Origin of the sequence: Streptomyces sp. NPDC090442 (genome assembly GCF_044769405.1) — a bacterium.
Lineage (GTDB): Bacteria > Actinomycetota > Actinomycetes > Streptomycetales > Streptomycetaceae > Streptomyces.
Window position 1 is genome coordinate 1 of sequence record NZ_JBIVXW010000097.1, and the last position, 18,481, is coordinate 18,481.

At 66.9% G+C, this 18,481-nt stretch carries 18 protein-coding genes; 3 read left to right on the forward strand and 15 right to left on the reverse strand.

The window, feature by feature from the left end; all coding sequences use genetic code 11:
• Positions 1 to 639 precede the first annotated feature (639 nt).
• The 9 genes from ACIQU6_RS39985 to ACIQU6_RS40025 form a co-directional block, all read right to left on the reverse strand.
• Positions 640 to 1,443: a hypothetical protein gene (locus ACIQU6_RS39985; RefSeq protein ID WP_403486794.1), complete on the reverse strand. Its 804-nt coding sequence runs from the start codon at positions 1,441 to 1,443 to the stop codon at positions 640 to 642.
• A gap of 13 nt (positions 1,444 to 1,456) precedes the next feature.
• Positions 1,457 to 2,656, reverse strand: a complete 1,200-nt coding sequence (locus ACIQU6_RS39990; RefSeq protein WP_403486796.1) for a peptidase M23 — start codon at positions 2,654 to 2,656, stop codon at positions 1,457 to 1,459.
• On the reverse strand, positions 2,656 to 3,414 hold the full coding sequence (locus ACIQU6_RS39995; RefSeq protein WP_403486798.1) for a hypothetical protein: 759 nt from the start codon (positions 3,412 to 3,414) through the stop codon (positions 2,656 to 2,658). The genes ACIQU6_RS39990 and ACIQU6_RS39995 overlap by 1 nt, the downstream gene beginning before the upstream one ends.
• A 4-nt stretch (positions 3,415 to 3,418) precedes the next feature.
• Positions 3,419 to 5,443 (reverse strand): hypothetical protein, encoded by a 2,025-nt coding sequence (locus tag ACIQU6_RS40000; protein ID WP_403486800.1) that lies wholly within the window; start codon positions 5,441 to 5,443, stop codon positions 3,419 to 3,421.
• Positions 5,444 to 5,448: 5 nt separating this feature from the next.
• Positions 5,449 to 6,078: a hypothetical protein gene (locus tag ACIQU6_RS40005; RefSeq protein WP_403486802.1), complete on the reverse strand. Its 630-nt coding sequence runs from the start codon at positions 6,076 to 6,078 to the stop codon at positions 5,449 to 5,451.
• Entirely contained in the window at positions 6,075 to 8,333 is a 2,259-nt protein-coding gene (locus tag ACIQU6_RS40010) for an ATP-binding protein (protein ID WP_403486804.1), read from the reverse strand. The genes ACIQU6_RS40005 and ACIQU6_RS40010 overlap by 4 nt, the downstream gene beginning before the upstream one ends.
• A 287-nt stretch (positions 8,334 to 8,620) precedes the next feature.
• On the reverse strand, positions 8,621 to 9,187 hold the full coding sequence (locus tag ACIQU6_RS40015) for a hypothetical protein (protein WP_403486806.1): 567 nt from the start codon (positions 9,185 to 9,187) through the stop codon (positions 8,621 to 8,623).
• Positions 9,188 to 9,192: 5 nt separating this feature from the next.
• Positions 9,193 to 9,450, reverse strand: a complete 258-nt coding sequence (locus ACIQU6_RS40020; protein WP_403486808.1) for a hypothetical protein — start codon at positions 9,448 to 9,450, stop codon at positions 9,193 to 9,195.
• A gap of 84 nt (positions 9,451 to 9,534) precedes the next feature.
• Complete coding sequence (locus ACIQU6_RS40025; RefSeq protein WP_403486810.1) at positions 9,535 to 10,398, reverse strand: conjugal transfer protein; 864 nt, start codon at positions 10,396 to 10,398, stop codon at positions 9,535 to 9,537.
• Between the two features lie 415 nt (positions 10,399 to 10,813).
• On the opposite strand from ACIQU6_RS40025, the gene ACIQU6_RS40030 reads away from it, so the two are divergent.
• Positions 10,814 to 11,206: a helix-turn-helix transcriptional regulator gene (locus ACIQU6_RS40030; protein ID WP_403486812.1), complete on the forward strand. Its 393-nt coding sequence runs from the start codon at positions 10,814 to 10,816 to the stop codon at positions 11,204 to 11,206.
• Between the two features lie 456 nt (positions 11,207 to 11,662).
• On the opposite strand, the gene ACIQU6_RS40035 is transcribed toward ACIQU6_RS40030, so the two are convergent.
• The 4 genes from ACIQU6_RS40035 to ACIQU6_RS40050 form a co-directional block, all read right to left on the reverse strand.
• A complete protein-coding gene (locus tag ACIQU6_RS40035) occupies positions 11,663 to 13,897 on the reverse strand; it encodes a type IV secretory system conjugative DNA transfer family protein (RefSeq protein ID WP_403486814.1) in 2,235 nt (744 codons plus the stop codon).
• 342 nt (positions 13,898 to 14,239) lie between these two features.
• Positions 14,240 to 14,926 carry a hypothetical protein gene (locus ACIQU6_RS40040; RefSeq protein WP_403486816.1) on the reverse strand — a complete coding sequence of 229 codons (687 nt, stop codon included), beginning with the start codon at positions 14,924 to 14,926 and terminating at the stop codon, positions 14,240 to 14,242.
• Positions 14,923 to 15,372 carry a hypothetical protein gene (locus ACIQU6_RS40045; RefSeq protein ID WP_403486818.1) on the reverse strand — a complete coding sequence of 150 codons (450 nt, stop codon included), beginning with the start codon at positions 15,370 to 15,372 and terminating at the stop codon, positions 14,923 to 14,925. The genes ACIQU6_RS40040 and ACIQU6_RS40045 overlap by 4 nt, the downstream gene beginning before the upstream one ends.
• A gap of 306 nt (positions 15,373 to 15,678) precedes the next feature.
• Positions 15,679 to 16,095: a hypothetical protein gene (locus ACIQU6_RS40050; RefSeq protein ID WP_403486820.1), complete on the reverse strand. Its 417-nt coding sequence runs from the start codon at positions 16,093 to 16,095 to the stop codon at positions 15,679 to 15,681.
• Positions 16,096 to 16,482: 387 nt separating this feature from the next.
• Here ACIQU6_RS40050 and ACIQU6_RS40055 point away from each other — a divergent pair, with 387 nt between their 5' ends.
• Positions 16,483 to 16,698 (forward strand): hypothetical protein, encoded by a 216-nt coding sequence (locus ACIQU6_RS40055; RefSeq protein WP_403486822.1) that lies wholly within the window; start codon positions 16,483 to 16,485, stop codon positions 16,696 to 16,698.
• 80 nt (positions 16,699 to 16,778) lie between these two features.
• Here the strand turns inward: ACIQU6_RS40055 and ACIQU6_RS40060 are convergent, their stop codons facing one another.
• On the reverse strand, positions 16,779 to 17,237 hold the full coding sequence (locus ACIQU6_RS40060; RefSeq protein WP_403486824.1) for a hypothetical protein: 459 nt from the start codon (positions 17,235 to 17,237) through the stop codon (positions 16,779 to 16,781).
• Complete coding sequence (locus ACIQU6_RS40065) at positions 17,234 to 17,389, reverse strand: hypothetical protein (protein WP_403486826.1); 156 nt, start codon at positions 17,387 to 17,389, stop codon at positions 17,234 to 17,236. The genes ACIQU6_RS40060 and ACIQU6_RS40065 overlap by 4 nt, the downstream gene beginning before the upstream one ends.
• A gap of 239 nt (positions 17,390 to 17,628) precedes the next feature.
• Here ACIQU6_RS40065 and ACIQU6_RS40070 point away from each other — a divergent pair, with 239 nt between their 5' ends.
• The gene (locus tag ACIQU6_RS40070) at positions 17,629 to 18,477 is read left to right on the forward strand and encodes a helix-turn-helix domain-containing protein (RefSeq protein ID WP_403486828.1); all 849 of its coding nucleotides are present in this window, start codon (positions 17,629 to 17,631) and stop codon (positions 18,475 to 18,477) included.
• Positions 18,478 to 18,481: the final 4 nt, after the last annotated feature.

An 18,481-nucleotide genomic window follows, 5' to 3' on the forward strand; every position in this document is an offset into this window, starting at 1 on the left:
GGTACATAGGCCGCGTAGCGGCCTATGCCTGGGATCGGCTTCGCCGATCCCTTGACAGCGTTTCACGCTGTCTGCTAAGCCCCCCGCTTCGCGGGGGGCAGTGATCCGCTGCGCGGATCACATCCTCGCTGCGCTCGCTGCCTGGCTGCGCCAGACAGTCACTTCCGCTGCGCTCTAGTGGCATTGGAGGAGGTCAGCCGCTGTGCGGCTGACAGGGCGGGCGCTGCGCGCCCTGATTAGGGAGTGCCTTGCGCTCCCAAGCGGGTCCGCTGCGCACGCAGTCGTTCAAAGCTGCACCTTACGGGTAGTCAAGGCGCCTGCAACAGAAGCAAGCTGACTGGGAAGGGGGTGGGGGTCGTTCCAATGTACCGCGTGCGTCAAGTGATGCACCATGTAGCGTTGGCGGAAAGCGGGACTCCCCTCAAGCTGGGGACAGCAAAGCCCCAGCAGAGTTCCGACTGTGTTTCAGTGCATCAAAGTGCCTGCGGATAAAGTCTATTGTGAGGGCCCCCTGCCGGCGGCGAACTGTCAAGGAGCCCTGACAGAGATGCATAACGCGAGACTCACGAACACAGCGCGAGATCCCTCTCCCTGCGGGTTGGGAGAGGGATCTCGCGCATGCACGGTTCCAGCAACGTCCTACGACGCCCTTGCACCCTGTTCGAGGAGCTGGATCACCGCCTGTGCGCGGCGGGCGTGTTCCTGGCGGTCCCCGAGGAGGAGGAGCACCGGCTCGGCCAACTCGCGGGCGTACTCGGGGTCTTCGCGGATGAGGCGAATCCACGCGGCATGTGCGTTGCGGATGGTGTGCTCGGTGTCGTCTTCGGGGGCCTTGGCTTCGCGGCGGCGTTGCGCCGTCTGTACGAGGAGGTCCGTTGTCTCGGCCCAGTCGCCCGATTTCGTTTGGCGCAGGGTGAGCCAGGCTCGGGCGGTCATGACGTTGATGGTGGCGGGCGCGAGGGGGCCGAGGGTGCCCGCGAGGGCGTTTTCGAGTTGATCCGCGGTGATTATGGCGTCAACGAAACGGCCGGCTCGCGCGTGGGTTGTGACGGCAATCCACGCGGATGCGTACTGCGGTGGGAGCGGGGCGGCCCACTCGCCCGCAGGTTGCGGGGTGGGGGCTGCCGGCGGCGGTTGTGCTGGGGTCGGGGGTTGGGCGGGTGGTGGTGTGGGGTGTGGGTGGGAGAGGGTCGTCACGGTGCCGTCTACCGCCACGATCAGTGGCCAGGTGGCCCCGTCGGCCTCCTTGGCCAGGACGCGGACGGGGCGGCCGTGGAATGCAGCTTTGATGCGGACCTCAGCGAGGGCGGCGACGCGGGCCTCGTTGGGGTCCAGGCCGGGTTTGGTGACCTCTTCACCGTCGAGTGCGGCGGCGCCGTTGGAGTTGACCGTGATGGTGTAGACCGGGTTTGCGGGAATCTGGTTGGGGTCGGTGGTGAGCATGTCTTTCTCCGATCTATCCACCCTTGGGGAAATACGGCGGCGCCCAACCGACGTACGTAGCTCCCCATTTGCTTTCAATTTCCGTTGCCGGTACGACGTCGATGTAACCAGGGCGGCGGATGTCGTTGCTCGCTATTTTCCCGTCACCGAGGTACACGGCGACGTGTCCGGCTCGGCCCCCGGTCTCCCAGTACATCAGAGCGCCCGGCGGTGGGTTTCTGTCTTTGTCGTGCTTCAGGTTCGCCGGCATCTCTCGGTAGTGGTCGATCGCGTACCCCGTCCCGGAGAATGACCAACCGTACGCCCTGGCAACGAATGCGAGGCACGCGCGATACCAGTCCTGGCCGTTGGTCTTGGACTCTTGCTCGGCCCACGCGATGGCCTCCTGGGTGCCGCGGGGGTTTCGGACGCTCGCGGGCCACGGGGCGTTGCCGTCGTGGAAGGGTTGACCTGGCGTTCCGGGGCGGTCCTTGTCGCCTTCGGGGTAGCACTGGGGGTTTGTGCCCTCGCCGTGCTGCTCGTTCCCGGGGGTGGCGTCGTCGCCCTGGTGCTGGCCAGTGGTGCCGCCCTTGCCTGGGCGCGCGAGGTCGAGGCCGGCCTCCTTGGCGATCTGTCGGGCGGCGCTCTCTTGGCCGTCGTACAGGTCGGGGTAGGCGGATGCTTGCACTTTCTGTGCGGCCTGGCCGAGGCCCATTGCTTCCCACCCCTTTATGTCTGTCAGGCCGTGTATTCCGGCGGCACTGTTGCGGTCAGTACCGAAAAAGAACAAGGCCGCGGCGTACTTGGGTTGCATGATCTGGGCTTTTGTTCCCCACCCTTGTGAGGGTCGTTGTTGGAACAGGCCGATCGAGTCGAGGTCGCCGTGATCGAGGTTGAGAAGGGTTGATTCTTGGAGGGCGGTCATCAGGCCGATGAGTGTGGCGCGTCCGGAAAGGCCGCCCTCGGCGGCTACTTGGTCAATGGCCTTGGCGTTCGCTATCTGGTTTTTGCGGAGGTCGCCGTCCGCCTGTTGGCCGTTGCCGCCGTAGTCGACGCCAGGCGTTCCGCGGTCGCCGCAGGAGTCGCCGAATGCCTTCCCGCCGCTGCTCGCGCCGAGGAGGCCGACGACGATCAGGAAGATCAAGAACACCACGACCGCTATCGCTCCGGCCTTGAGCTTGAATCCGGTCCCGACGAACCGGCCAAGGACGCGGGCGGCACTGCGGGCATCCACTACAGCCCCAGGATTCGGGAGATGCGCCACCCTTCACCACTGCCATTGGTCAGCTCGACCTGTAGCACTGTGGTTTCGCTGTACTTCTCGTATCCCTCGACCTCTACCTGTGCCGTGGCCTTCCTCCATACCCGGAGGGGGGTGTCTGCGGGTAGGTCGTTGCCGGCGGGCGCAGCTTTGACTGTGCGGACGGTGGCGATGCCGCCTCGGCTGACGAGCTTGGCCCATGCGGGGTCAGTGTGCGAACCGAGGTTCTCCGTCAGAGCGGGAGTCATGTACGGCGCGGCCCTCAGGATGCTTGCCTTGTAGTCGTGATCCTTGGGCGGGTTGCGGGTGAGGTAGAGCCGTACGGCCTCCTCGGCAACGTGCTCCGGCGTGCTGAGGTCGGCGGCCGTCGAGGAGCTCGGCGACGTCGAGGGGGTGCTCGTCGGCGACGTGGTCTCGTCGGCTCGCGGGGTGGGGCTTGCGGTGGCTGTGGCGTGGATGTTGCGCTGGTGTTCGTCGGGCCACAGGAACCGGGCGCCCAAGCCGAGGCCCAGGATCACCGCGACGATGATCAGGGCCCCTGTTGGGCGGATTGGGTCGCGGCGACGTTCCTCTCGGAGGTATTCCGTGGTTCGCCTGCGGACGGCCTCACGGTGCTCGCGTTTGGCCTCGCGGCGGTCACGGCGGCCTTTGGTCTTCTTGACCTCCTCCGGGTATGGCATCGAGGACAGGAGCTTTCGCCACTCCTCGGGGCTCGGGTCGTTCTTCGGCATCGTCTTACCCCCGATCGCCGTTGTTCTTGGGCGGCTGCGTTGGGCGACGCGCGGGCGCAGTCGCGCGAGGCGGTGGCTGCGTGCTGCTCTTCGGGCGCGGCGGCGGGCCGTTGGGCGTGCTGCGGATGACTGTTGCGCGTACGACCTTGAGGTCCCCTGGCGCGGTGGGCGGCGGGGCCTGCCGGAAGGCGTAGTTGGGCGGCGTCCTGCCAATCTCCGGGCGCATGACTGGAGTTGCCCTCGGAAGGGCTGGAGGGCGGTTGCCTGTACCCGCGGTGCCCTCCTTTCCGCCGGGGAGCGCGGGACGCGGGCCCGACGGCTGCGGGGGCAGCGTGGCGCGGGACTTGCCGGTGGTATCAGGGCGTTCCCGGTCGAGGGTGACCGTCGGGGGCCGGCCGCCTGTGGTCACTGTCCTGCCGCCGGGCGGGAGCGCTGGTCCGGCTCCTGCGCCGGCAGGGGCCGGCAGCGGTCGGGGCGGCGGTGCCGGTGGCCGGTGGCGTGGTACCCGCGTCAGGTCGACGCTGTACCCTCCGCCTCCTCCGCTGGGGAGTTGAGGCAGACCGCCGCCTCCTCCGCCTCCTCCTCCGCCTCCAATGTTGGGGCGTCGGCGGTTGGGGGCAGTGCGCACTGGTTGGTAGTTGTGACCGTTGCCCAGGGCGCGACGCCCAGCGCCGCGTCCTACTCGGCTCGTGAGCCTGGCGAGGGCGAGCCCGCCGAGCATGCCTGTTGTGGTGCCACGCACGCCGAAGATCTGCGCGATGACGGCCCGGAAATTCATGCCCACGATGGCGGCGGCGATACTCAGGCCGCTGGTAGGCAGCCATCCGTACTCCCCGAACATTCGCGTCGTGGCCGCTTGTAGGGAGAGGACCGCGCCCAAAACCAGTGTGGCAATGAGGCTTTCGAGGGTGCGGGCGAGCAACTGATCAAACCAGGCGAGGCCCCACTCGCGCGGGCGTCCTGGGATGACCCAGAGGCACGCGAAAATGACGCCTGTGAGTAGGAGCATGAGGGCGCCGAGGAGGCTCGCCAGTGACGTGAACGCCAAGATTAGGACGAGGGCGGCGAATAGAGTCACAGAAATGAGGGCGGGGACTGTGACCATGATTCGACCGATGGGATTGTGCCCCTGGCGCCATTTTGCGGAGTCCTCGCCGACTGTTTCGTCCTTGACGTTTCCTTTGAGCCATTCTTTCCTTTTGTCCTTGCTGCTCCCTTGGTCGAGTAGGTCTTTTCCGTACTTCTTGCAGGCTTCGAAACTGCCGAATTCTGCCACGCACCACGGAGTGGCCACGTAGGCGCGCCACACGGCATCGCTCGACTTCCGCAATGAATCGTCTCGGCCGTTTCCGGTGAATTTTGGTTTGTGGTCGAGCTTGAATGGGAAATCGCCTGATCCGTCACCGAGGCCGTGCGACGTGGCGTTCAGCGTGATACTTGACCCGACTTGGCGTGCACTGTCGATTCCGCCGACCCAGGTTTGAGGGCTGGTCAGGAGTGAGACAGAGACGATTCCGGAGATGAATACCCAGGAGATTTGGGAGAGGCCGCCGCCCCCGCCGCCCTTTCGATGCTGGACGAAGGCGACGAATCCGCCGACGGCGAGTGCACTCGGGAGGAGCGTCTCGGTAAGGCCCTTGGCAGCTCCACCGATTCCCTGAGTGATGGCGTTCTCAAGGTCCGGGATTGAGACGAGCTGAAAAATCCACTGCACGATGACGTTGCACGCCGTGCCGATTACGGCGATCAGTGCCATGCAGACATCGGCGATCATCTCGCCCATTGGGTCGAGAACGTCCCAGGTTCCGAAATCGGAATCTAGCTCCCATAGAGACGGATTGCTGTATGTCTCGTAAAGGGTGCCCTCCCCTTTGGGCACCTTGGAGTCCGGCGAGGGCATGAGGTCGCCGATTCCGATGGGATCGATGTCCGCAGCGTGCGCCGGACCCGCCAACACCATGAGCGTGGTGAACGCGAAGAGGAGCGGAATTGCCGCGGTTCGTAGCCGCGGCATCCTGTAGATGAGCACTGCTGTTACCCCCCAGATAGGGCGGTGCGGACCGGCGAGCCGTGCCCTTGGTCGCCCTGTTGTACGTCCTCGTGTTGATCGACGAGCCAGTCCTCGCCCTGGTGGACCAGGCGCAGCGCGCGGCGCTTGGTGATGGTGTCTTTTCCGGGCCACTGCACGGTGTAGGTGACCAGGACGCCGTACCCGGCCGGGTGTTGGCCGACCGCCGAGACGTCGACGATGTCCGAGGCGGAGACGGGGCCGGTGTCGGCTCGGTCCGGGCCGGTGGGTGTGCTGGATGCGATGGCCTTGGGCGTCGAGCCGTCCGCGTAGGTCGGCGGCGAGACCGACGGCGAGGGGCTCGACTCGGACGGGCCGGGCGTCGGGGCGTCCACGGTGTTCCGGTCGACGCACTGCCCGACCGTGCCGGCGCGCAGCCGGGTCGTGCTGAGGGTGCACGCGGTGCGCCAATCAAGGTGGTTGGCGGCCTCCTGGTAGCGCGTGGCCACCTTTGCGAGGGCGTCATCCGCGGGGGTCTGCTGCCCGCCGGGGTTGCGGCTCGTGCTCCCGCTGTTGTCACCGGAGGAGGAGCATCCAGCAAGGGCGAGGATGCCGGCGGCGAGGACGACGGCCGCTGTCTTGCGCTTGCGCATCATGTGTCCACCTTTTCCATGCTCACTGTGCCGTTGGCGGGGTCGGTTGCCTTGGGGGAGGTGTCAAGGAGGGTGAGGAGTTCGGCGCTTGGTACGTCCCACTGCACCGTGGCGCACGCGAACCGGCGGTCCCGGATGATGCAGTGACCGTGACGGATGTCCCCGTCGGACAGGAGGCCGACGGATTGGATGAGGGCGCGGGTGTGGGCGTCTTGAGGCAGTCCAAGGAGTTCAGCTAGGGCGTTTTGCTGTTCTGTGGTGGTGAGTTGGAACCCGGCCACGGTGGTGAGCTGCTCCAGTACACCGACCATCGACACGAGCGACTGCGGGTCTTGGGTGTCCAGGAGGAGCGACGTTGCCAGGGCGCGGCCGACTCGGGCGATGTATTGCAGGAACCCTGCGCCTTCTCGCGTCGCGGTCAAGATGTGTACCTCAGGCACCGCGACGACCTTGCGTAGGCCGCGCAGGTCGCGACGCCCCGCGGTGACGACGCCGAAGGCCAACATGGAGTGCATGAGGGCGACGGAAAGCCGCTTCATGGGCGTCCAGTCGCCTCGGGCCTCCTCGGGTTGCGGCAGAGAGAGGCCCGGCATCTGCACCACAACGATGCCCGGCTCGGGGCTGATTGGCGATCCGGTGCCGGTTGGGCGGCCCATGAATGGGGCGCCCAGGGCGTTCTGTGACAGCTCGTAGAGGGCCTCTCCTGCCTTGCGGCCGAGGTCGTCATCCATGGTTCGGAGGTGTTCGATCACCTTCCATGTGGCCGGGTCTCCGGCAGTGATGACTTCGTTGACGGCACGGGTGATGGGGGTCTCGGCCCCGGCTGCGCGCAACCACTCGGGGATGGCGATGGAGAGTTGTGCGGGTACCTCGCCGCGGGCGACGTCGACGCCCTCGGACGCCAGGAGCTTGAACAGGTCAACGGCGCCGGAGAACTTGGGGCCGGTCTCGACGAGGTTCGCGTTCAGGCCGAAGCGGTTCGCCGCAGTAACCAGGCCGCCGAGGTCACCCTTGAAGTCCAGCGCCAGCGCGTAGGCGCCGCGGAACCCGGCGTCCAGGAGCGAGAGCATCATCGCGGTGGTTTTACCCCTGCCGGAGCGCCCCACGAATGCCGTTGTGGTTGCGTCGCCGCGATCTGACCCGGCCGTTACGTCGTTGCGGACTACCCCAGGTGTCGAGCCGGTGAGGTATCCGACGATGGGGCCGCGGTCGTCCCCAACGTGCGCACCGCCCCACCACCAGGAGCCAGACAGCGCGGTCACGTCGCGCGTGTGCCCGAGGTCAGGGACGCGCAGTTGGTCGCCTGGCTGCATTTCGAGCCACAGCTCGCGTTGTTCTTCCTCGGCGACGTTGACCTCGATCCCGAGCCCCCCAAAGTGGGTGATCACGGCGTCAACGCGGGCCCGGAGGTCATCGAGGGATGTCTCGCTGGTCACGATCAGCCGAGGGTGGTCCTCGACGAGGGTCTCGTCCTCACGCCGCATGTCCCGCGTGAGCTCGGCCATCACGTCTTCGGTTTCCTCGATGTCGCGGCCGGGGTCTTCGGCTGATGCCTTCGAGGCGCTGCGACGCTGTTCTTTGGCTGACTTGCGGGCCGCGTTGACGACGCGGAGGGCCTCCCGCTTGGGCATGACCCTGAACCGGACGGACGCCTCGGGGCTGACAGGCTGGATGAGGTCGACCTCATCGAGGTCAGTGTCGGTGTCGTCGTCGAGGTCCGGCACGTAGTTGATCTCGGAGAGGACTCGCAGCCACTCCCCGTTTCCGGGGCTCTCCATCTCCTCGGGGAAACCGCTCATCGTCAGCACGGACACCCAAGCGGAAACGTCGCCGTGGGCGTTGACCACGCGTAGGTGGTCCGGGTGGGGCAGGATGCGCCCGCGCGTCAATGCGGCGAGTTTGGCGCCCGCGATGGTTCCGGCACGGGGAGATGGGAGCGGGGTACCGCGGTGTTGTTCGCGGCTGATCATCCAGGCGAGCATCTCGACGGCGGCCGGCTGCGCTCTCCATGGAGAGGATTCCAGTCGGCGGCCGAGTCGGCGCATCTGCGCATCCAGGCGGGCGAGTTCGCGGGAGGCGACGGTCGAGGAGGTGAGGCCGAGGCCGCCCTCGACGCCTCGGCGGCCGAGCTTTTGCGCCTGTCCTGCGCGCTCGGTCAGGCGCACGCCGAGGAGGAGGTGACGTGAGGGCAGCGCGATTTGGTCGAGGCGGCCGACGCGGATCTGTGCCCACTCCTGCCAATTGCCGGCGGTGAACATTTCGGCGGCCTCGGTGACGTAGTCCTCGGCGTGCAGCGGGGACCACAGCACTCGCAAGTGGCAGTCGTACCCGGCGAGGGTGCGCGCGAGGGCAGAGTTCGCGGCGTCGAGTTCGGCGTCGCGGGATGCCTCGCTCATGAGATCGGTGTTGGAGCTCGCCAGGACGTACCACGCTTCGGTGTGGCTCTCGGTGATGACCAGACCGTCGGCGAGGGCGACGTACTGCGGTGCCGGTGAGGACCGGTCGCCGCCCACCCCGAGGAACGTTCCAACCTTCTGTAGGACCTTCACTTCTCCCCCTTGCGTTGCTGGATTGCTTTGCGGCCGTACGCCTTGCCGACGGCATCGGGGCCGTACAGGCGGGGGCGGCGCGCGGCGAGTTGGATCGGGGCGCCGGCTCCGGGCGGGGTGGATTCCTCCTTGGTGCCGAGCCAGCGCTCGACGAGGGGGCCGAGCGGGGATTCGGCGAGGAGCTCGGCCTTACCGGACCAGCGGGCGCGGCGGCTGATCCACTCGCTTCGGGTCGCCGCGCGCCGGCCGGCGCCGATGATCGGGCGGTGGCCAAGTACGAGGTATCGCACGCCAATTGACCATCGGGTGATGTTCCAGCGGCGATCGATGGCCTGTGATCGCTGTGTGCCGTAGACCGCGACGAAGAGCGGCGGCAGGGCGTAGAGCGTAAACGTGATCTTGGATGGCAGGCCGAACAGAAGGAGGAGGGTTCCGGTCCACAAGGCGTAGAGCACCAGTCCCAGGATGAGGGCGCGTCGCGGGGCCCCTTCGCCAAGATCGAAACCAAGCAGTTCATGCTGCCTGGTTTCTAGGTCGAAGTGCCTTGTATAGGTGCGTCCCACCCGCATCAGGAGGACCCCGAAATCTTGCCCCAAACTCCCGTCAGGAGGGCCTTAACGGTGTCGGGGGCCCAGATGACGGCGGCGACGGCGACGGCGGCCACAAAGAGCGTGACCATCTCGCCCCACTCCTTTTTGAGGAAATGCCCGAGGGCCCGCAGCGCGAGGAACGCTACAAAAAGGTTCCCCACCACGATCAAGATCCAGTCTTTGAGCTGCGATCCGGTGGTGAGCGCGGCGAGCTCGGTGAGGCGGTGCGGTTCCACGGGTTCCCCCTTGTGCGTGAACGGGCAGGTTAACCAGGGATTATGACGAGTGCTCATGATTTATGAGCTGGGGATATCAGGGGGTCAGGCGGACCCGCCGCGGACGTCCACCACTTGCCAGCGGTGGGCGTCCGACGTTGAGACGCGCGTGAGGGTCACGCGGTAGACCTGCTCGACTGTGGCCCCACTGAGGGTCCACGAGACGAGGGCGGTTCCGGTGCGCCGGTCGCCGGTGCCGGTGTCCGCGGACCAGGAGGTCAGGCCCTTGAACGTGACCCCGGCAGGGAGCGCCGGCACGCTCGCGCCGGGCGCGGTGACGGCGTCGGTGTCCCCCGCTGCTGCGTATGCCGCGAAGAACTTGGAGACGGCGCCCTCGGTCTGCCCGCTCAGGTCTGCGTCCACTTGCGGCACCGGCAGTGACGGCGCCTTGGGGCCTTGGCTGGGGATGCCGACGAGTCCCGGCCGTCCGGTGACGACGACGCGGCCGGCGACCTTGACGACCGGTACGTCAAGGCCCACCCAGTGCGACTCCTCGGCTGGGGCGCCCTTGCCCTTGGGGGGTTCAGTGGCCGTCGAGCGAACCAGGGCATCAACGCGTACGCGCGCCTGTGCGTCCTTGGTGGGGGTCACGGCACCGGGCTGGACGGCGAGCACGTCCTGTTGGCCGTGGCCGTCCCATCCCATCGTGGTGTCAGCACCAGCGGGCAGGACGGACGCGAGGAGCTGCTCGCGCTCGGCGGCCTTGCCTTCGCTCCATCCGAGGTAGGCGCGGGCGAAGCGTGCGGCGACGGCTTGTGCCTCTTCGCTGGGGTAGGCGGCCTCGGACTTGGCGATGGGGGCTTTGGGGGCCGGCGCCTTCGGCGGGATGATCCAGGCTCTTACTCCGGTGATGGCGGCGAGGATGAGCACGAACCAGAGCAGGCCGCGGCCGAGGCGACGCGCGAACACCGCGCCTGACCGCTCGTCTTGTGGCGCCCACGGTGTGCCCGAGGCGGCGGTCGACGGAGCAGGCCGATCCTTTGCGGTCTGCTGCCGAAGTTCGGCGCCCGCAGACTCCCAGGGGTTCACCGGTCGGGATGGTGTCTCGGTCTTGGCTGCTAACTGCTCGCCGGTAACGCCCGACTCCGGCAGGCCCATGACCTTTCGGGCGATGGATCGAAGCGACGCCACTATCAACCTCCCCCGGAACTGGGCCCACTTGGGCACATGATGATCGACCATATGTCGCACTCGATCAGAGCGTCAAAGAAGTTGGTAAACATTCCGCTGGGAATGTGGCCAGGCTGAGGCATGGGCGCCCCGGAGGGGATCAAGGACCACTAGAGTCCGCTCCACAAGGACCAACGAACGGGGGGCCTGACGGGTGCGCATACGCCGTGAGCGGCTGCGGCACCTGCGCCGAAAGCGCGGGTTGACGCAAGGTCAGTTAGCTGTCGCTTTGGGGTGTTCTCGGGCGGCGGTATCAACTTGGGAAACCACCGGGCGACTTCCCCGCCCTCACCGGTTGCAACTTCTCGCAAACGTTCTGGGCGTACCAGTAGTTCAGTTGATCGAGGGAAGCGAAGCGCCTTCGCTTCTCTCTCTTCGCCTTTCGGCGGGAATGCTCGCCAAAGATGTCGCCCGGAAACTCCGGGTCACAAATTCAACGTACTCACATGTAGAGCGGGGCCGCCAAAAAGTACCGGCCCGCTGGCTCCCAGTTCTCTCGAAAACGTTTGGAGTTCCGGTCGAACTGTTCAAGCCGTTGGGCGAATAACCGGGAAACCGTCCATCGCTACATGAAACGGCGGGGGTGTCGAGTCACTACTCGACACCCCCGCCGTTTCACGCTCAATCCTTGCGGCAACTCGTCCGCAAAAAGGCCCACTCCCCGAGGGGCATTGCCACGGGGCGCTCAAAGATCGACACCCCGTCTCGAAAGAGAGTCAGGAGTCCGAGGAATGAACATGCCCCCGAAGAGCCCCGCCAGAGAAACCGTACTTAAACGCTCTCCGCTTTCGACATTAAGGAGAGAGCGCGACTGCTTCCTCGGGCCACTCAATCCGCCTCAATACCGGAGGCGACACAGGAAGGCGCGCGCTCCAGATACCGCCGCCCGAAACGTTGCCCGACGCCCGCCCCTCAATCTCTCGCGTCCGCCGAGCCGCAAGAGATTGCGAGGCGACGTTTCACGTAACGGGATCACAGCCTCAAGTACCGTCGGATTCCTTACTCAATTCCACCTTTCCTTTTCCTCTTTCTGAGGTGACGGCGTAGCATTGTTCTTCTCCTGCCATGCTTGCCATTTCGCGAGCCATGCCTTTAGCTCTTCCTCGCTGTAATACGAGGTCTGCCCGTCTGTGATTCCTTCCGGGGCCTGAATTCCGCGCTTTTCGCCGCGCTTGAAATAGGTCCGGATGGTGGCCGGCTTGAACGGGATGATCTCACGCTCAAATGCCTGGGCAAGGCTGTAGGTCTCGATGATGTCCTCGGCCTGGTTCTCGGAGCCTGTCGCGCCGGCTGTCGCGCCGGCTGTCGCGAGAGCCCCTGTCGCGTGCTGTGAGCTGGGAGAACCCCCCACGATCCCCCTCGTTGCCGCAGTGCCGACAGGAGGCAGGGCACGCGGGCCGTGCTTTCCGCCGGGCATGAACGCCCCCGTCGCCGCGACCTCGTTTACCTCGTCGAGCATTTCGGGGGTAATCCATGGCGCGATGGCACCGGCATCGAACCAGGCTGGGGCCTGTGGGCATTGCGAAAGGAGGCGTGCAACGTCGGGCGTGATGTAGCTCGGCTGAATCTCCCGGACGTACAGGTGGCCAGTCTCGGGATCTTTCCTTTTGTCCGAGTAGGCGCCGCGCCCTGGAATGTCGGTGTTATATCCGAGCACGGGCGTGCTCTGCCCGAAGGCCACGCCCCACGAAACTCGATCCTGCTGCCCAACGGCGATCTTCGTCCCGATCTGAGCGCGCTCCATCGTGCCTCCGAAGAACGCGTTGGCGAATTGCTGTGTGCCAACGACGACGCGATGATTCGAGGAACGCCCTTGCAGGAGAATGATTCCGAGCCAGTCAAGAAACGGAGGCGCACCCTTTCCCTTCAGGCCGTACCGCCACCACGTGTAGGCCAACTTAATCAATGTCGGCAGCTCGTCGATAACGAGCGTGCGGGCGACGAGTTGGCCGACTAGTTTCGGGTCGCCTCCCTTTTGCATTGCTTCCTCTGCGGCCATCATCGACGTGAGGAATTCGGCGAACGCTCCAATGCACTCCCGCACGCTCTTATGAACGCGGACACCTGAGAACCCCTCGGCTTCGGCGAGGCTGTTCCGCTTGGTGTCGAGAATGTCGATCAGTTCGCCATTCTGTCGACCGTGAACAACGGGAATGTAGAGGACCGTAGACTTTCCCGAGCCGGTGTCGCCGGCCACACCCCAGTGAGGCGTAGCAGTTTTCGTTTGAATGATGGCGTCGACAATCTTGTCGCCCTCGATTGCGAGTCCGACATAGAGAAGACGAGGGTCTCGGGTCGATACCCACGGGACGTAGTCAGGGAGGACTGGTGCCGGTGTCGGCTTCGGTTTCGGTGTCCATTGGACGTAGTGTTCCTTGCTGGTGCGATGCCATTGGGGCACCCATTCACCGGGCACTCGCTCGTCGACGAGGCTCTCAATTTTCGATGTGGCCTCGGGCCCGCCGATCCAACTCGCCGGAATGCGAAGCACGATTCGGGCATCATCCGCATGAATGTCGTCAGGGACGGAGAGCCACCGCGAGCGCGCCTCGGTGTCATCCATACGGAGGACTTGACGCACAGCTACCCAGATGCCGGGGCCGTAGATTTGTCCATCTGTCCACACCGGACGGATGGACCAGCAGCCCAATCCGGCTGGGCTGGTGAGGGCAGCGACAACGGCCGCCAACGCCAGCACGATTAGGGCGAGTTCGGTCTCGGCGGGGAATCGCCACCAGCCCCAGGCGAGGGGAATCGGCGCGAGGCGGACCGCAGAACGCGCGCAGCGCGGCCACCGGGACCAGGCGCGCAGGACGCGCCACATGCCCGCGAGGGCAGAGCCGAGGATGCGCACTGGGGCGATGGCGGCGCGGGCGACGCGGCGGGCCTGCGAGGGCTTGTCGAGTGAGACGGCGGCCGGGGTTCCCGGGGCCATGCCGAGCTGCTCGACGGGGGTCTCGGTGGCCCGGTCGTCGGGCAGGGGTGCGCCCGCCTTCCACCACGTGGCCTCGCTACGGGGTTCGCCCGTCAGCTCGCGGCCGGTCACGTATCGACCGATGGCGGTTGCGACGGCGCCGAAGAACGCTTCGATGCCGCGGTTGAACTTCTCGCGGTCTGCTGGGGTGCCTTGGTTGGCGAGCACCGCAACGACGAGCACCACAACGACGAGCAGGCCGGCCCCGCCGAGGCCGAACGCGCCGCCGGGTAGTTCGTTGATGAGGTCCCTCGGGTTCGGCACATCTCCCCCTTTCTGTCCCGCACGCCCGGCGGGGCGTGCCCTAGTGATCCTCGCTCACGACGTCTGCGGGGTGTCGAGAGGTTTCTCCGGGCACAACGCGCGCCCGGCCCCTGGGGAGCCGGGCGCGCAGGGAAGGCCGGGGTTCGTCAGGACGCGGGCAGGGCGTCGAGTGCGAGCTCCCACGGGTAGGTGCGGACGTCCCCATGGCGCGGCTTGTGCGGGACGAATCCGGGGGCCTCGCCGTCGTCCAGGAGGAGTTTCACGCCTGCCGCGCGCAGTTCAGCAACCCTGCGGGCGACGGCCGGGGGTCGAGGACGTCGTTAAAGTGCGGGAGGGCGACGATCAGCTCGCGCGGCGCCCTTCAGGAGGGCGCGGGGCTGGTGCAGGCGGGCCGGCCGGTGCCACGGCGTCAATGTCGGTAACGGGCGTGATGCCGTGGAGCGACACGAGTTGGCGGTGCGCGAGAGTCCAACGAGCCTCGGCCGACCCGTACTCGACGCGGGCGAACTCGGCGTTGTCGCGTGGCCGGAGAGTGCGGGGGTGGTACCGGATGCCCTCGACGCCCCACAGGGGCGCGTCTGCGACCCATACGGCGACGTAGCCGCGGGCCAGGTGCGGACAGTCCCGCACGGCCAACGGCGTGCACGTGGTGCACACCGGCGGGACACCACTGATCAGCCCCTCGTAAACAGGTCCCGCCGCGGCTACGAACAGGTACAGGTACCGCCCGTCGCGTTGTTGCGCAGGTTGCCGACACACCTGGCACCGCTCGTGCAGCACGGCCGCCCGCTGCCGGAGAGGATGCGCGTCCGGGAACTGGGCGCGCCCCTTGCCCTGCCCCAGGGACCAACACACCCACAAGACCCCGTACTGGTCCCTGTCGTACAGGGTTTCGGCGGCACCGTATCCAAGACGGCGGTACCCGTCCTCTCCCCGTTGGGCAACGACGGGGGGCGACACGTTGCGCTCCGCACTCCAACGGGCGATGTGCGGCACGGTCAGGCCGCGGTCGACGTATTGCCTGCTCATGTCAGCGTCCTGGTCGGCGTCGGTACGCGGTACTGGCCGCTGATGCTAGTGACGGCGGCCCGGAGGTCCTGGGGATCGGTGAGCCCTTCGGAGGGCGGCACCAGCCATGTACGGGTGGCGGCCTGGGGAGCGTCGGGCGGTGGGACGGTCAGCGTCGCGCCCTGGCCATGGACGGTGATGTACTCCAGTCCCTCCAACTCGTCGGTGGAGCCGAGAGGGACCAGCCACCACGCCGACGTCTCCAAGACGCTGACCATGAGCGAACCGACATGGCGCTTTCTGGCAGTGAGCCACGCCATCGCGATCATGCCGAGATCCAGGGGGAGTTGGGCGGCTAGCCATCGCTGGCCAGTGGGGATTTCGGCGGCCTCCCCGTGGCGCCATGCGCCGCGTACGGCGTCGGGGTTGGTGGCGGCCTCGGCCGGGTCAATAGCGGTGGGTTCCATAGCTCGCTGTTCGTCATTCGTGGTGGTGGAGGCCCCCGGCCATGCGTGTGGCCGGGGCCGCCGGGTCCTGTCGGGGGTCAGACCCCGGCGGCGGCTGAAGGGAGCCGGGCGCGCGATACAGACGCCCGGCCCCGGGGTGCCGTCAAGGCTGGAACCGGAGGGCGGCACCCTGCACCGCATCTCGACCGGCGCACCGCCGACGGGACGTCGGCGGCCTGGCACCCGAATCGCCCGCGGTGTCCGCGGAGCATCCGGGACACCGCTCCCTGACGGTGGTACAAGTCACCGGGGAGCGGAGATCAGGGGCTATGCCGCTGCTTTGAGCGTCGCCCGGCTGTGCGCGGCGTCGTACGCCTCGATGACGTCCCAATCTCGGCGGTCGTGGGCCTCGGGGATGCGCGCCTCACGAATCCGCGTCCAGGCGTTGCGTCCTGCTTCAGTGTCCATGCGGTATTGCGCGGTCCACTCCAGGCCCCGGCGAGTCAGCAGGCCCAAGCGGTACCGGATACCTACAAGCGAGATCCAGGAATTCTCAATCAGGAGTGCGGCCTGCTTCGGGTCCTGGCCGGCTTCGTCAGCCTCACGCACCGCGAGACGCTGCCGCATCGCCTCGTAGTGGAGCGCGTTGGCACGGCTGGACTGGCGTTCGGTCAGATAGGCGTGTGTGGCGCCTACCGCCGCGACGGCCAGCAGACCAATTCCCGTGAAGGTGCTGCGGGGCATGATGCGGTCCTTCCGTATGGTGTTCCGACACCGGTCGGTGTCCGGCTGGTGGGGTGGGGTGGTGCGGGCCGCGGCACATCGGCGGCACGATCACGACGGCCAACACGGCGGCGAACGTCGCGATACGTGCGGCGGTGACGGTCACCGCGCCCCCACGAGGACGGGTCTGGCATCAGCCAGAGCCGTGCTGATGGCCTCGGCGAGAGCGCGCGGGGGCGTCGAGGACGGAACCAAGGGGTGCGGGGCGGTGATCCACGTCCGGCCGTCGCCTCTGGCGGTGCGGCCGGTGTAGAGACTGACGGACGGGGCCGGCCAATACGTGCAGCCGCTGGCGGCCCATTGGCTGATGGGCTCCAGAGCTCGGCGCATGCCCGGCACAGGCGGCCAATGCACGCGATCGGCACGCGGCACAACGAACTCGACGAATCCCGGGTGATGCGCCTGCGTGACCTCGTCAGCGATGACACGACCGGGGACCAGCAACGCCGGACCATGAGGAAGGCGCCGCCTCCGGAGTTCGTGCACGGCTTGGCGGCCTACCTCGGCGGCCACGCGCACGACGTGCCACCGGGGGCCGATCGGGACCTGGACGGCCTCTCCTGACGCCCAAGCGGCCCGGACTGCGGCCTCTTCCGCGCCGGCCTCCACCACGACGTTCAAGAGCCTGTCGAAAGCGGTGCCGATCAGCATGGGGCCACCTCACGCAGTGCGGGCCGAAGGCGGACGGTGATGTAGTCGCGCAGTGCAGCGGGGTCCGCGGCGGTCCCGCTGCCGTCTGGAGCGACAACCCACCGCAGGTGCGGCCGCCAACGCTGCGCGCCCGGCTCGGGCATGGCCACCCAACTCCCCCTACCCAAAGGGCGGGTGGAGGGGAGGTGCCAACTGTCTGCCGTGCCGGGCGGGACCAGGACGTAGCCGCGCTGGCCGAACTCGTCGTAGAGCAGCGGCGCGGTGTCCACGGGGCTGGGGGCCGTGGTCATGAGGTGGACCAGTTCGAGTGACACCGCTACGGCGTCGAAGCGGACGCCGGTCGGGATCAGCGCCGTGTGGAGCCGATGCGTACGCCACTGGTCAAAGACATGGCGGGGATCGGGATCAGCGGACGCGATCCACTCCGCCCCCGGGGTGGCCTCGGGTGTCATGAGCGCCGCCCCCGTGCGGCCTCGACCCGGTCTCGGGTCTCGGCCCAACGCTGGTACGCCTCACGAGTGTTGGCGGCGTCCCGCTCGTGCTTATCGATCGCCTTCTCAAAGGCGCTGATCGTGGCTTTGCGTTTGTCGTCTTTGGCACTCATCGCGTGCTCTCCGATCGCCGCGCGCCCGGAGATCAACAGCGGGCTTACGCGTCGCTACGTTTTGTAGTCGAGACTCCATTAGAGTGCGTCATGCAATCCCATGGTGCAAGTGCAAGGCGAAATCTCACCCGGATCGGGTGGTGTCGAGAAGGGGTCATACAGTGGCTGACCGGCGACGACGCGATGGGGCAGACTTGCAGCAGGCAAGCGCACCGAGGAAGCGTCGGAGGAGAGGGGGGATGGTGAACGAAGCGCAGGGCTCAACCGTGCGACGTCGGCGCCTGGGTGCCGAAATGAAGGCACTGCGAGAGCGCGCCGGCTTGGACCAGGCCGACGCCGCCAAGGAACTTGAGTGCTCCACCTCGAAGGTTTCCAGACTGGAGAAGGGGCAGGGGCGCGCGTTCTTCAAGGTCATCGAAATGGATCGCCTGCTGACCCTGTACGGCGTCACGGACACCGGCGAGCGGGCCAAGCTGCACGAAATCCGGCGCGCGGCCAGCGAAATCGGCTGGTGGGAGCAAGCCCAGTACGAGGAAGTTCTACCGTCTGGGCTGGGCGTCTACGTGGGCCTGGAATTCGACGCACGCCAAGTCCAGGCGTGGGAGCCGTTGCTCGTGCCGGGCTTGGTACAGACCCCGGCGTACGCACGCGCGGTCTTCGCCGGCGATCCGGACGTTGACCGCCACGTGGACGTCCGGCTGAAGCGTCAAGAGCGACTGACGGCTGAGCGCAGCCCTTTGGAGCTGTGGGCCATTGTCGATGAGTTCGCCCTGCGACGCCCCATGGGAGGACCCGACGTCATGCGGGAACAGCTCGCCGCGCTCGCCAAGGCCGCCGCGCAACCGAACATCACCATTCAGGTCTACCCGGCCGACAAGCCGCACCATCCGGGCCTTGTCGGCGCCTTCTCCATCCTGAACTTCGGCCCCTTGGACCCGCAGACGGGCTATGTGGACTCGCCCGCCGGCAACACCTTCTTGGAACGCGACTCCCAAATTCGCGCTCTGACCCACACGTTCGGCCTACTCAAGGCCGGCGCGCTTGATATCCCGGAATCCGCGGCACTGCTGCGGCAGATGGCCGCATAGGAGC